Here is a 13,840-nt window from a genome sequence, read left to right as displayed (position 1 = left end):
GTGCTTGCGCTACTCTCTTGCCACTTCTTTGTGTTGATGTGAATTCATGAGCCAGACCGCGACCATTTTGGTCATCGACGACGAACCGCAGATCCGCAAATTCCTGCGCATCAGCCTCGCTTCCCAGGGCTATAAAGTGCTGGAGGCCGGCACCGGCAGTGAAGGATTGGCACAAGCCGCGTTGAACAAACCGGACTTGCTGGTGCTCGATCTCGGCTTGCCGGACATGGACGGCCAACAGGTATTGCGCGATTTTCGCGAGTGGTCGACGGTGCCAGTGCTGGTGCTCTCGGTGCGCGCCGGTGAAGGGCAGAAAGTCGAGGCCCTGGATGGCGGCGCCAATGACTACGTGACCAAGCCGTTCGGCATTCAGGAGTTCCTGGCGCGGATTCGTGCGTTGTTGCGCCAGGCGCCCGTGGGCGAGGTGCAACAAGCGGCGCTGACCTTCGGTCCATTGACGGTCGACCTGGCGTATCGCCGGGTGTTGCTCGACGGTATCGAAGTCGCGCTGACTCGCAAGGAATACGCCGTGCTGGCGCAACTGGCGCGACATCCCGGGCGGGTGATCACCCAGCAGCAATTGCTCAAGGACATCTGGGGGCCGACGCACACCGAAGACACTCATTACCTGCGCATCGTGGTCGGGCACTTGCGCCAGAAACTGGCGGATGACCCGACCCGGCCACGGTTCATCGTGACCGAGGCGGGGGTGGGGTATCGGTTGTTGAGTGAGGGCAGCCTTTAGTTTTGTGCTGAATGATCCGGCCTCATCGTCGGAACGCCGCCCGGAGCAAGCTCGCTCCCACATTGGATCCTGGTCAGACACAAATTTCGTGGACACCGAAGATTTACTGTAGGAGCGAGCCTGCTCGCGAAGAGGCCCTGATAGTCACCCGAGAACTTTCAGGCGTTCAGTTCTGCTCATTCTCATACCGATCCAGCGTATCCCGCGCAATCTCCCGTCCCAGCGCGATCAGCTCCGGCGCCTTGTAGAACTCGAAAAACCGACACACGCGTTTAGGCACGTTGATCAGGATGTCAGGCGGATACCCGGCAATCTTGTACTGCGCCAGCGACGTCTGCATCACCTCGAAACTCTGGTTGATCAAATCCAGCAAGGACGCCGGCCCGACGTTGTCGATGATGAACGAACCGGTGGCGGAGCGAGGGGCGCCACTGGCTTGCGGAGCGGCCGCGGGTTGCTGCGCCTCGGGCTCGGCGGATTCGATCCACGGGTTGAAGTCCGCACCTTCGGCCTTCAAGGCTTCCTGTTCCAGAACCAACAATTGTTCAGCCTGTTTGCGCCGGAACGGCAACTTCGAGCCGACGGAGTTGATCAGGCTGTCGAAGCGGGTCTTGAAGGCAGCGGGACGCTGGATGACCGGCAATTGATAGTGGCGCTGGTTGGTGGAGTTGAGGTTGACCGCGATGATCAAATCGCAATGGCTCGACACTACGGGCACGATCGGTAGCGGGTTGAGAATGCCGCCATCGACCAGCATGCGGTTGCCCTGCATCACCGGGGTAAACAGGCTGGGAATCGCTGCCGAGGCGCGCATGGCCTGATGCAGGCAACCTTCCTGGAACCAGATTTCCTGCTGGTTGGTCAGGTCGGTGGCAACCGCGGTGTAGGGAATACGCAAATCTTCGATGTTGATCTCGCCGACGATCTTGCGGATCTGCCCGAAGACTTTCTCGCCACGGATCGCCCCCAGACGAAAACTGACGTCCACCAGACGCAACACGTCGAGATAATCCAGGCTCTCGATCCAGTCGCGGTAATCATTGAGTTTGCCGGCGGCGTAGATCCCGCCCACCACCGCGCCCATGGAGCAACCGGCGATACAGGCAATGTCATAGCCGCGCCGTTCGATCTCTTCAATGACCCCGATATGTGCATAACCCCGGGCTCCACCCGAGCCCAATACCAGTGCGACACGCTTTTTCATGGATCGCCCTCGCTTGAATGGTTCAACAATGCACCCATCGAGGGGCACGCTTCAATCGCCTTGGTCGTTCGACGGGGCAAGAGCGTCGTATTTTCGACACTCCATGGCGGCACATGGTTATTCTCGTCAGCGCTATAGTTTGCATAGCGGACCAACGGCACTTTTCAGGTGCCACACCGTCTTACCTGCACGACTGTTGACCTATCTTTGAGGAGTGAGTGATGAAAGCCTGGATCTGCGTGCCATTGATTGCCCTGGCGCTCGCCGGTTGTGCCGGCAAAACCGCTTATCGCGACAGTTGCGGTAGCAACCTGGATGCTGCATGGCATGAACTGGACTTGGCCAAGGCCGAAGGTTTTGCCGGGACCGTCAGCTACTCCAAGGCCCTGTCGCTGTTGACCGCAGCCAAGACCCAGCAGCAATTCGAGGGGTTTGAAGGCTGCACCACCAAAGCCGAGAAGGCCCGTTTCTATATTCGTGAATCGCGCGCGGGGCGTTAAAAGCGAAAAGCGGTTACAAGCTCTAAGCTGCAAACTGCAAGACCCACCGAGCTTGCAGCCTGGAGCTTGCAACCTGGCGCAGTTTACGGAGTAAACCCCCATGATCGATCGGTTGGTGGCTCAGGTTCTGGGCCTGGAAGTTCGTCTGCTGGCCTGTCAGGCCCGCCTGAAAGAGCGTACAGACCCTGAAGCGTTACACGACCTGCGCACGACCATGCGTCGGTTACGCAGCCTGTTGCGACCCTTGCGCGGGCTGCCCGGTGTCGAACAACTGGAAGCGGCCGCCTCCCGGGTGGGCGAACTGAGCACGCCATTACGTGATCGCGAAGTGCTGGCGGCGTACCTGCTCCAGCACCATCAACCCCAAGCCGCACAGTGGCGCATGGCGCAAATGGCCGAGGCCTATCCGGCCGTGGCGGCCAGCCCTGAACTTGCGCAATTGCTGATCGTCCTCGATGCATTTCCGCGTTTTCTGCGCGCCGCCCAGCGCCAGGGATTGCTCAAGGGCTTGCGCAAGCGCATCGAAAAACGCCTGGGCAAGCAGTGGGGAAAACTCGACGAGGCACTGCACGACCCGGCTCATGACCGTCATCGGCTGCGGCTGCTGATCAAGCGTGTGCGCTATGGCATCGATGCTTACCCCGAACTGGACCGTTTGCCGAAAGCGGCCATGTCCCGGTTGAAATCGGCCCAGGGCGCGCTGGGCGACTGGCACGATTGCGTGCAATGGCTGGCCATGGCTGAACAGGAAACGGATTTGCAGCCCTGTGTTGCGGTCTGGACAGCCACCATGGCCGAGGCTGAACAGCGTGCGGACCGGGTGCTGGAAAAACTGGGTAAGGCCTGTTTCAAATCCTGAAAACACCGGAGATCCATTGTAGGAGCGAGCCTGCTCGCGATGAGGTCGTGACATTCAAAATTGATGTTGGCTGTCCGGGCGCTATCGTCGGAACGCCGCCCGGAGCAGGCTCGCTCCCACAGGGTTATGTGTTCGGCTCTTCTGTCAGTACTTTTGGCCGGAATGGGTGCTGTATAGCCTTCTCCGGCTGGGTAAGATCCCTTCATCTTTTTTCGATCCCTGAGGTTTTCATGCGTTTCTCCGAACTGCTCGACGCTGTCCGTAGCCAGCCGCATGAGCTGTCTATCCCGGCCTCCTGGGCGCAGGGGCGCGCCAGTTTCGGTGGCCTGGTGGCTGCTTTGCAGTACGAAGCCATGCGTGCCCGGGTTCCGGCGGATCGGCCGGTACGTTCGTTGGCAATCACCTTTGTCGGCCCGGTTGAACCCGAGGTTCCGGTCAGTTTTGAGGTCGAGGTGCTGCGCGAAGGCAAGGCGGTCAGCCAGGTGTTGGGCCGGGTGATGCAGAAGGGTCAGGTGGTGACGTTGATCCAGGGCAGTTTTGGCGCCTCGCGCCCCTCGGAAGTGGCGGTGACCGCTGAACCGGCACCAGAAATGAAGCACTGGGACGAATGCCAGGAACTGCCTTTTGTCGAAGGCGTCATCCCGGAATTCATGCGGCATCTGGCGATGCGCTGGAGTATCGGCGGGCTGCCGTTCAGCGGCAGCACGTCCCGGCAAATGGGCGGTTGGGTGCGCTTGCGCGGCGACGTGAAAGAAGAGGCCATCAGCGAGGCGCATATCCTGGCGCTGGTGGACGCCTGGCCGCCGGCCCTGATGCCGTTTTTGAAGAAGCCGGCGATGGGCAGCACGCTGACCTGGACCATCGAGTTCGTGCAACCGCTGCTGGAACTGAACACTCTGGACTGGTGCAAATACCTGGTCGAAACCGAATACGCCGCTGACGGCTACGGGCATGCCGCCGCAAAAATGTGGAGCGCGGATGGCCGGTTGATCGCCATGAGCCGGCAGACGGTGACGGTGTTCGCCTGATCAGTGACGACGGTGGCGCTCACGCCAGGCGCGCCACCAGCCACCGCTGAGGAAGAACCGCGGAAACGTGAGGAACTGCTCGACGAACAGGCGCGATACCGCATCCTTGCGATCGCTGAAGGGTTCGGAGGCTTGGGTCTCCAGGCTGTGGCCGTGGCGTTGCAAGGCTAGCGCCGCCATCACACCGATCACGCCGATGGCGATGTTTGCCAGGCTCAGGCTGAACACTCCGGACACGATCAGCAGAAACGCCACGATGAACAGCGGCACCGCGATCAGGTGCAGCACCAGATTGGTCGGGTGCTGGTGGTTGTTCGGGTAAGCTCGCCATTGCCAGGCGGGAAGGTTGGGGTGACGTTTGCCCATGATGCCGATCCTCGATCCATGTTGAACAGATGTGTTGAAGAATAGGCCGGGTCTATGCTGGCGGCGAATCAAGGCTGGCTATTGGCTTGATAGGTGCCATGACTGGAATTGATGGTGCCAGTCCTGACGCCTTCGTCGGAACGCCGCCCGGAGCAAGCCCGCTCCCACATTTTGACCGTATTCCAATGAAAGAACGCGGTCACCTGTGGGAGCGGGCTTGCTCGCGAAGAGGCCCTCAAAGCTTGAGCTGACCTATCGCCTTGCTCAACGCCCCGGCCAACGCCGCCAGCTCATTGCTGGTGATCGCCGAAGTCACCGTCTGCTGCACCGTGTTCTCGGTCACGTCACGGATGTTCACCACCGCCCGGTTCATCTCTTCCGCCACCTGGCTCTGTTGCTCGGCCGCCACCGCGATCTGTGTATTGCTTTCACGCATCTGCGCCACTGCGCTGGTGATCTCGGCCAATGCCGAACCGGCCTCTTGCGCCTGTTGTACGCAGTCGTCGGCCTTGAACGAACTCTCTTGCATGAAATCCACGGCGTCCCGTGTGCCGGCCTGCAACGCCGAGACCATGAGGGTGATTTCATCCGTGGAGGCCTGCACGCGTTTGGCGAGGTTGCGCACTTCATCGGCAACCACCGCAAACCCGCGGCCCATCTCGCCGGCCCGGGCCGCTTCGATAGCAGCGTTCAGCGCCAACAGGTTGGTTTGCTCGGCAATGCTGTGAATCACGTTGACCACGCCGTTGATCTTCTGGCTGTCCTCGGCCAGGCGTTGAATCATCTCGGCGGTCTGCTGGACGCCGGTGGACAGTCCGGCAATCGACCGCTGCACCCGCGTCACCACTTCCTGCCCGCTGCCGGCCAGGGTATTGGCCGATTGCGAAAGGTCACGGGTGGCGCCTGCGTGTTGGGCGATGTGATAGACCGTGGCCGTCATTTCATTGATCGCCGTGGCGACCTGATCGGTTTCGCTTTGCTGGCCCTGCATGCCGAGGCGCACTTCATTCATGCTGGCCGCCAGCCGTGCGGCGCCGACGTCCAGTTGCCGGGCGGTGCTGGCGACGGTGTTGACCACCCGTTGATAACCGGCCTGCATGGCGTTGAAGGCGCTGGCCATCTGCCCGACTTCGTCACTGCAAGCCAATGGCACGCGGGCCGACAGGTCGCCGGTTTTCTCCACGTGCAACATGACGTCTTTCAAGGTGTTGAGCTGGCTGAGCAGGAAGCGGATCAATAGCTGCGATGCGCCGAGCATTGCCAGCATCAGGATGAACACGGCCAACGCGTAGTCGGCAAAACGTTCGCTGAACACCTGGCTCAGACTTGGGCCCTGGGCAATCACGGCCACCTGCTGGCCACCAATGCGGGTAAAGACTTCGGCGCCCATCAACGGGTTGTCACCGAACAGCGGCATCGCGTTGATCTTGACCCAGCCATTCGCATCGGCCAGTTCCGGCACGGGTTGCCCATCGAGCATGGGCGTCTGCCCGCGATTGTACGTCAGCAGATTTGCGGCGTTGGGCAGCGGCTGCCCTGCAGGCCAGGCTTCGAGCAGTCGCGCCTGGGCCTGGGCCGAAGCCTGGTTGGCATGACTGCGGGCGTGCTGTTCGAGCTGCACCGCGTACAGCACCAGCAGCAACGTGGTGACGAAGGCGACGGCATTGACCGCCCAGAATTTGTATTTCAGCGAAATGTTGCTAAGCCAGGCACCCATGGAGGTTTTCTCTGATAGCGGAAACAGTTTTGGCAAGGTGCCATCATTGTGCCGCTACTCAGGTGGCTGATTCTTGATGCAGATCAACTTCAAACCTGTGGGATTTATGTTTATCAGGAGATAAATGGCAGTCCATAAAACGCCCGTGCGCACGCTGTCGTGTGCGCCGCCAGATCTTCCTGGCTTTCCCCGCGATGCAGCGCCACTTCGCGCAGTACTTCGGTCAGGTACGCCGGCTCGTTGCGCCCGTTTTTCGGCTTGGGGCGCAGGCTGCGCGGCAGCAGATACGGTGCATCGCTTTCGAGCATCAGGCGTCCGCGCTTGATCTCCTTGACCAGCGGATGCAAATGCGTGCCCCGGCGCTCGTCGCAGATCCAGCCGGTAATGCCGATGTGCAGGTCGAGGTCGAGGTAGCTGAACAGCGCCTTCTGCTCCCCAGTGAAGCAATGCACAACGGCGGCCGGCAGTCGGTCGCGGAAGTCGCGCAGGATCTCCAGCAGACGCTGGCTGGCGTCGCGTTCGTGCAGAAAAACCGGCAGCTGCAATTCGACGGCCATGGCCAGATGTTCTTCGAGGACTTTCTCCTGTTGCGGGCGCGGCGAGAAATCACGGTTGAAATCCAGCCCGCATTCACCCACGGCCACCACATTCGGCTCCATGAGCAAGCTGCGCAAACGTCGGGCGCTGTCGGCGTTCCAGTCGCTGGCGCAGTGAGGGTGAATACCGGCGGTGGCGAACAGGCGCTGGGCGCTTTCGTCCAGTTGCTGGCACAGCTCAAGAGCCTGTTCACTGCCCTCGACACTTGTGCCGGTCAGCACCAGTTGGCACACGCCGGCCGCGTAGGCGCGGTCGAGTACGGCCTGGTGTTTGTCGGCAAAACTGGCGTTGGTCAGGTTGACGCCGATATCGATGAGTTGCATGGTGCTACCTCGGCCCAAAGGCCGGAAAGCATATCAGAGCCGTGGATTTATAAGAAAAGCCAAGAACTACAACGGGTTAACGCTGTCTCTTGAGCCGCGGACCAGGCTGGGTTGGTAGTTTTGCCATCATTGTGCCAGTCTTTCGCACTTTGCCAGCGCCTTGGGCGCTCTGTTTTTGTCGCCGCGCTTGATGGTTTTCGTCATTGAAGCGGGCCTCATATTCTTTCCGGAGAGTGGATGATTCGTCCCTCGGTTTTGCTACTGCTGTGTTGTTCGCTGCTACTGCCGATGTCGGCGGTCGCGCGTCTGCCCGGGCCGCTGCAAGCCGTACCGGCCAGCAAGGTGCGCGACCTTGCGGAAATTCGCAGCAGTCGTGTGCTGCGGGTGTTGGTCAACCAGAGCCGTAACAGTTCCGGCGAAGTCCAGGGGCAGGCGATCGGGGTCGAATACCACCGTCTGAGAGCGTTCGAGCAATACCTCAACGGCCACGCCCGAGACGGTCAGGAAATCACCCTCAAGATCATTCCCAAGGCCAAGGATCAACTGCTCGGCGCATTGCAGCGCGGGGAGGGCGATCTGGTGGCGCCAGGCGAGTTGCTCGATCTGCAACCCGGCTTCGCCGTCAGCACCAGTGAGCCGATTGCCAGCAACATCCCGTTGGTCCTGGTGGGCATCAAGGGCGAACGCCGCTACACCAAGCTTGAACAGCTTTCCGGCAAGACCCTGGCGTTACCCGCCGGCAGCGCCGCCGGGGATGCCGTCAGCCAGATCAATCAAAAGCTCGCCTTGCACAAACTGCCACCGGTCACAATCGAATGGGTCGATCCGAGCCTTGCCGTCGAGGATGTACTGGAGATGGTGCAGGGTGGGATCTTCCACCTGACCATCGTCGAGCAGCCGATCGCCGAACGCTGGGGCAAGATCCTGCCCAAACTGCGTTTCGACAAGCAGGTACTTGTCAGTGATCCGGGAGAGGAATTCTGGTTCGTGCGCCGCGATGCCTCGATGCTGCGGGCCAGCATTGATCGCTTCCTCACCGGTTACAAAAAACCATCGGATCAGGACGCCGCGTTCCTGCGGATCTATCGGCGTCTCTATCAAGTGCACTATCCACTGGCCAAGGCGGACCGGCAGCGTCTGGAAAAACTTCGCCCGGTGTTGCAGAAACACGCCGATGCCCAGGGCATGGACTGGCTGAACCTGGCGGCGCTGGCCTTCAAGGAATCAGCCCTGCAACCAGCCGCCCGCAGTGGCGGTGGCCCGACCGGTCTGATGCAGATCACGCCTTCTGCGGCGCAGCAGGTGGGGGTCAACAATATTCAGGACGTAGATGGCAATGTGCAGGCCGGGGCCAAGTACCTGGCGATGATCCGGCGCAAATTCTTTGCCAGCCCGAAACTCAACGAGCGCGAACGCATGGCCTTCGTGCTGGCGGCCTACAACATCGGGCCGGAGCGGGTCCAGGGCATGCGCGCCGAAGCCCGGCGGCGAGGGTTGAATCCCAACCAGTGGTTCTTCCAGGTCGAGCGCGTTGCCATGGAGCAAGTGGGTATGGGGCCCGTCAGCTATGTTAATAGCGTGAACAAGTATTACTTGGCGTTCGACCGGGAGCGTGAGTCGTTGGAGCCCGAGGGACAACAGGTTGCCTCACGCAAGTGATCAATTAATCTGATTGTTATTGCGGGTTTTTTGCGCTTTTAATATGTGAATTACTGATTAATATAGCGGCCAACCAACACACACTGACAAGGAATGAAACAGCATGAGCACTCTGATCAACAAGGTACTGTTTACCCGCGCCGGCTACGGCCTGACGGTTCTGCGCATCGTGGTCGGCATTATTTCCGCCGCTCACGGCTCGCAGAAGCTCTTCGGGGCATTCGGTGGCTATGGTCTGGCTGGAACCGCGCAGTACATGGAAAGCCTCGGACTGACGCCGGGTTACCTGATGGCGACACTGTCTGGCGGCATCGAGTTCTTCGCCGGCCTGGCCCTGATCATCGGCCTGCTGGTTCGTCCGGCCGCACTTGGCCTGACCTTCCTGTTGCTGGTCGCGATTTTCTCGGTGCACATCAGCAACGGACTGTTCATGGCCAACAACGGTTATGAATTCGCCCTGGCGTTGCTCGGTGGCAGTATCGCGGTATTGATCGAAGGTGCGGGCAAACTCTCGGCGGACCGTGTCATCACCGGTTGACCGCTCTGGCTCAACGAAAAGGCCCGCATTGTGCGGGCCTTTTTTGTTGACGGTCATTCTTGACACTGTCCAGTCAGCTTCTCTAGGATGTTGCTCATGCGCCGATTTAAACAGCTACTTGCGGGGCGCCAGGTGACTCATTCAGTTGCCGATAGAAGCCAGAACAGGCTTCGAAATACCGCTAAAGCGCTGGTTCGGTGTTGCCTCTCACCTGCCATGCAGACTTTTGAGGCAGAGACACGACACAATGAATGCATTAAACCCCGTTATACGTCCCGCGCCGATCACGGCACATCTGACCCAGCGCAATCCAAAAATCCTGCTTGGCGGCAAACATCAGCCGACGCTCTTGCGTTATCTCGATGGCTGGCCACGTCGTACCGGCGGTCCCGCTGCCTTCCTGATCCAGTTTGTCGAAGACGGTGAGTCGCTCGCTCGTTTCGCCGACGACAGTTTCGATCTGGCGGTGATTCAATCCCCCAGCCTCGAAGACGCTCCTGAAGTGATCAGGCAACTGACCCGCGTTGCCCGACAAGGGTTGATTACCCGGCGCTGAGGCCGGGAACGCTGCGGTTCACGGGTACTCGATTGCCACGATGTACACACACTGCTCACCCGTCGGTGTCTGGACCCGGACTTCGGCGTCCAGTGCCTTGCCGATCAATGCGCGGGCCAATGGCGAATCAATGCTGATCAGGCCCTGTTTGAGGTCCAGTTCATCCGGCCCGACTATGCGGTAGCGCGACTCTTTGCCCTCCTCATCCTCGATCGTGACCCAGGCGCCGAAATAGACCTTGTTCGGATCGCTGGGTTTTTCGCTGACCACCTTGAGCGCTTCCAGGCGTTTGGTGAGAAAACGCACGCGGCTGTCGATCTCTCGCAGCATCTTTTTGCCGTAGGTGTATTCGGCGTTCTCCGAGCGATCACCCTGGGCCGCGGCTTCGCTGACAGCCTGGGTAACCTGGGGCCGACGTACATGCCACAGCTCGTGGAACTCGGCGCGCATCCGCGCTTCACCCTCGGGGGTGATCAGCGCGGTGCCAGCAGTGCGGGGAGGGCGGTAACGGCTCATGACAGCTTCTTGTGGTGAGGATGGCAGGAGTCTATCAACCCTCGCGCAGGACTGTCAGCGGGCTGACGTTCAATGCCCGGCGGGTGCCGAACACCCCGGCACCACCAATGAGCACGGCGCCAACCAGTGGCAGGAACAGCAGCCATGGATGCGGATGCCACGGCAGGTCAAAGGCGTAGCGATAGAGCACCCAACTCACCACCTCCGAGCCCAGCGCCGCCAGCAAGCCACTGACTGCGCCCAGCAAACCGAACTCGATGCGCCGCGCCTTGACCAGCAATTGCCGCTCCGCCCCCAGCGCACGCAGCAGCGCACCCTGGCGAATGCGTTCATCCAGCGTCGCTTGCAGGCCGGAGAACAGCACCGCCATCCCCGCCGCCAACACGAACAACAACACGTACTCCACCGCCAGGGTCACCTGGGCGAGGATGCTGCGCAATTGCTCCAGCAAGGCTTCGACCTGCAGGATGGTCACCGCCGGGAAGGCGCGGGACAGGTCGACAATCTGCTGATCGTGACCCGATGCCAGATAGAAACTGGTCAGGTAGGTCGCCGGTAGATCCTTGAGGGTGCCGGGCTGGAAGATCATGAAGAAGTTCGGCTGGAAGTTGTCCCAGTCGATCTCCCGCAGGCTGGTGACTTTCGCCTCGCGATTGACCCCGCCAACGCTGAAAATCAGGTGGTCGCCGAGCTTGATTTTCAAGCTTTCGGCGACCTTGCCTTCTACCGACACGCCGGGAACATCGTCCGGCGTCTGTTCGTTCCACCAATGGCCGGCCGTGAGTTTGTTGCCCGACGGCAGGTCCGCGGCCCAGGTCAGACTCAGGTCGCGCTGGATCGCCCGATCACCCGCAGATTCTTTGGTGACGATCTGTTGCACCGGCTCGCCGTTGATGCTGATCAATCGCCCCGGCACCACCGGGTACAACGGTGCCGATTGAGCCAACACGGCGATCAGGTGGTTGGTGAAGGCCTGTTTATCTGCGGGCAGGATGTTCAGGGCGAAGTAATTGGGGGCGTTTTTCGGCAGCTGGTTCTGCCAGGTGTCCAGCAACTCGCCGCGCAGCAGCGCAATCAGTGCCATCGACAGCAGAATCAGGCCGAACGCCAGGGACTGGCCCGCGGCAGCGAGCGGATGACGCAGCAGTTGGCCCAGTCCCAGGCGCCAGGGCAAGGACGCACGAGCCAGCATGCGCCGCAGACTCTTCAACAGCAGCAACAACAAACCGCCCAGCACCAGCGCTGCAATCACGCCGCCGCCGAGCAGGGCAAAGGTCAGCACCAGGTCCAGGCTCAGGCGCCACATGATCAGGCCGAGGGCGCCCAGCGCTACACCGTAGACCATCCAGGTACTGGAAGGGATCGGCAGCATATCCCGACGCAGCACGCGCAATGGCGGTACCCGGCCCAAGGCCGCCAGCGGCGGCAAGGCGAAACCGGCGAGCGCCACCAGTCCGGTGCCGATCCCGGCAACGGCCGGAAACAGTCCGCCCGGAGGCACGTCGGTCGGCAGCAAGTCATGCAGCAGGGCAAACAATCCCAGTTGTGCGAGCCAGCCGAGGAGGGCGCCGCTGATGCTGGCCAGCAGCCCGAGCACAGTGAGTTGCAGGCTGAACAACACCATGGTTTCCCGGCGCGACAGCCCGAGGCAGCGCAGCAATGCACTGGCATCGAATCGGCGGGTGGCGAAGCGGGTTGCCGACAGCGCCACCGCCACGCCGGAGAGCAATACCGCCACCAGGCTGGCCATGTTCAGGTAGCGTTCGGCCTTGCCCAGGGCGCCACCGATCTGTCGATTGCCGTCGCGGGCGTCCTGCAAGCGCTGATTGGCGGCAAGCCCCGGCTTGATTAGTTGCCGGTACGTCTCGAGTGCCTGAGCGTTGCCTCGCCATAATTCGCGATAGCTGACCCGGCTACCGGGTTGCACCACGCCGGTTGCTGCAAGGTCGCCGAGATTGATCAGCACCCGCGGCGTCAGGCTGTAGAAATTGCCGGCGCGATCGGGTTCGTAAGTCAGCACCCGCGCCAGTTTCAGGGTTTTCATGCCGACATCGATGCTATCGCCGATCTTCAGGTCCAGGGCGGTCAGCAGGCGTGCCTCGACCCAGGCTTCACCGGTTTGCGGTCCGCCACCGACTGTTTCCGTGGCGAAGGGGGCGGGCGCGCTTTTCAATTCGCCGCGTAGCGGGTAGGTGTCATCGGCCGCCTTGATGCTGGACAGCTGAATGCCGTTATCGGTGGCGATGACGCTGGAGAACTCCACCACTTGAGCGTGTTCCAGACCCAGTTCGGTGCCGCTTCTTATCTGTTCGGGGCGCGCAGGCGAACTGCCTTCCAGCAGCAGGTCGGCACCGAGGAACTCGGTAGCGCGCAGCATCATGGCGCCGTTCAGGCGCGCGCCAAAGTAACCGATGGCGGTGCTGGCGGCCACGGCCACCAGCAAGGCGAAAAACAACACGCGCAATTCACCGGCGCGGGCATCGCGCAGCAATTGGCGGATGGCGAGGCTGAACAGGCGCAACAGCGGCAGACGTGCCATCAAGGCTCCAGAGGGGCGACCAGCAGGCCGGCTTCAAGACGGATCAGGCGCCGGCAGCGATGGGCCAGGCGTTCATCGTGAGTCACCAGCACCAGGGTCGTGCCGCGTTCCTGGTTGAGCTCGAACAGCAAGTCGCTGATGCGCTCGCCGGTGTGGCTGTCGAGGTTGCCGGTCGGTTCGTCGGCGAACAGCACATCGGGCTCGGCGGCAAACGCGCGGGCAATCGCCACGCGTTGTTGCTCGCCTCCGGAGAGCTGGCGTGGCGAGTGAGTCAGGCGTTGGCCCAGCCCGACCCGTTGCAGCAATTGGGTGGCGCGTTCGCGGGCGTCTTTGCGGCCGTCGAGCTCCAGCGGCAACATGACGTTTTCCAGGGCATTGAGGCTGTCGAGCAACTGGAATGACTGGAACACGAAACCCACGTGTTCGGCACGGATGCGCGCACGCTGGTCTTCATCGAGGTTGCTCAGGCCTTGCCCGGCGAGAGTGACCTCGCCACTGCTCGGCAGGTCGAGGCCGGCGAGCAGGCCCAGCAGGGTGGACTTGCCGGAGCCGGAAGCGCCGACGATGGCCAGGCTGTCGCCCTTGTTCAGTTCCAGGCTGAGTTCGTGCAGGATGGTCAGTTCACCTTCCGCGCTGGGAACCACTTTGCTAAGGTCCTTCGCGATGAGAATGCTTGCGCCCATGGAGAGTCCG

General features: G+C 61.3%; 14 protein-coding genes. 7 read left to right on the top strand and 7 right to left on the bottom strand.

Annotation, left to right across the window (positions count from 1 at the left end; genetic code table 11):
• Positions 1–46: 46 nt before the first annotated feature.
• On the top strand, positions 47–745 hold the full coding sequence (locus tag AC1D19_RS23800; protein ID WP_477764726.1) for a response regulator: 699 nt from the start codon (positions 47–49) through the stop codon (positions 743–745).
• A 166-nt stretch (positions 746–911) separates the two neighbouring features.
• Here AC1D19_RS23800 and AC1D19_RS23795 read toward each other — a convergent pair whose 3' ends face one another.
• Positions 912–1,949, bottom strand: a complete 1,038-nt coding sequence (locus AC1D19_RS23795; protein ID WP_223543552.1) for a patatin-like phospholipase family protein — start codon at positions 1,947–1,949, stop codon at positions 912–914.
• A 221-nt stretch (positions 1,950–2,170) separates the two neighbouring features.
• Here AC1D19_RS23795 and AC1D19_RS23790 point away from each other — a divergent pair, with 221 nt between their 5' ends.
• From AC1D19_RS23790 to AC1D19_RS23780, 3 genes are all read left to right on the top strand, one after another.
• Positions 2,171–2,449 (top strand): hypothetical protein, encoded by a 279-nt coding sequence (locus AC1D19_RS23790; protein WP_008000319.1) that lies wholly within the window; start codon positions 2,171–2,173, stop codon positions 2,447–2,449.
• A gap of 100 nt (positions 2,450–2,549) precedes the next feature.
• The gene (locus tag AC1D19_RS23785) at positions 2,550–3,308 is read left to right on the top strand and encodes a CHAD domain-containing protein (protein WP_477764725.1); all 759 of its coding nucleotides are present in this window, start codon (positions 2,550–2,552) and stop codon (positions 3,306–3,308) included.
• Positions 3,309–3,538: 230 nt separating this feature from the next.
• Positions 3,539–4,336, top strand: coding sequence for an acyl-CoA thioesterase (locus AC1D19_RS23780; protein WP_477764724.1), 798 nt, complete (start codon positions 3,539–3,541; stop codon positions 4,334–4,336).
• Here the strand turns inward: AC1D19_RS23780 and AC1D19_RS23775 are convergent, their stop codons facing one another.
• From AC1D19_RS23775 to AC1D19_RS23765, 3 genes are all read right to left on the bottom strand, one after another.
• Positions 4,337–4,702: a terminase gene (locus AC1D19_RS23775; protein ID WP_477764723.1), complete on the bottom strand. Its 366-nt coding sequence runs from the start codon at positions 4,700–4,702 to the stop codon at positions 4,337–4,339.
• Between the two features lie 235 nt (positions 4,703–4,937).
• Entirely contained in the window at positions 4,938–6,419 is a 1,482-nt protein-coding gene (locus tag AC1D19_RS23770) for a methyl-accepting chemotaxis protein (RefSeq protein ID WP_477764722.1), read from the bottom strand.
• A 113-nt stretch (positions 6,420–6,532) separates the two neighbouring features.
• On the bottom strand, positions 6,533–7,339 hold the full coding sequence (locus AC1D19_RS23765) for a TatD family hydrolase (protein ID WP_477764721.1): 807 nt from the start codon (positions 7,337–7,339) through the stop codon (positions 6,533–6,535).
• 237 nt (positions 7,340–7,576) lie between these two features.
• On the opposite strand from AC1D19_RS23765, the gene AC1D19_RS23760 reads away from it, so the two are divergent.
• From AC1D19_RS23760 to AC1D19_RS23750, 3 genes are all read left to right on the top strand, one after another.
• Entirely contained in the window at positions 7,577–8,998 is a 1,422-nt protein-coding gene (locus AC1D19_RS23760; protein ID WP_477764720.1) for an MltF family protein, read from the top strand.
• Positions 8,999–9,101: 103 nt separating this feature from the next.
• Positions 9,102–9,536 carry a DoxX family protein gene (locus AC1D19_RS23755; protein ID WP_477764719.1) on the top strand — a complete coding sequence of 145 codons (435 nt, stop codon included), beginning with the start codon at positions 9,102–9,104 and terminating at the stop codon, positions 9,534–9,536.
• Positions 9,537–9,783: 247 nt separating this feature from the next.
• Complete coding sequence (locus AC1D19_RS23750; RefSeq protein ID WP_477764718.1) at positions 9,784–10,092, top strand: class I SAM-dependent methyltransferase; 309 nt, start codon at positions 9,784–9,786, stop codon at positions 10,090–10,092.
• Positions 10,093–10,110: 18 nt separating this feature from the next.
• Here the strand turns inward: AC1D19_RS23750 and greB are convergent, their stop codons facing one another.
• The 3 genes from greB to AC1D19_RS23735 are packed head-to-tail and all read right to left on the bottom strand — an operon-like array spanning position 10,111 to position 13,830.
• Entirely contained in the window at positions 10,111–10,608 is a 498-nt protein-coding gene (greB, locus tag AC1D19_RS23745; RefSeq protein ID WP_477764717.1) for a transcription elongation factor GreB, read from the bottom strand.
• Between the two features lie 34 nt (positions 10,609–10,642).
• On the bottom strand, positions 10,643–13,147 hold the full coding sequence (locus tag AC1D19_RS23740; RefSeq protein ID WP_477764716.1) for an ABC transporter permease: 2,505 nt from the start codon (positions 13,145–13,147) through the stop codon (positions 10,643–10,645).
• Entirely contained in the window at positions 13,147–13,830 is a 684-nt protein-coding gene (locus AC1D19_RS23735; RefSeq protein ID WP_223456271.1) for an ABC transporter ATP-binding protein, read from the bottom strand. The genes AC1D19_RS23740 and AC1D19_RS23735 overlap by 1 nt, the downstream gene beginning before the upstream one ends.
• Between the last annotated feature and the right edge of the window lie 10 nt (positions 13,831–13,840).

The sequence above is a fragment of the Pseudomonas sp. P1_C12 genome, from assembly GCF_056406435.1.
Note: the sequence above shows the minus strand (reverse complement) of the source record. Positions and strands in the feature narration are given on the sequence as shown.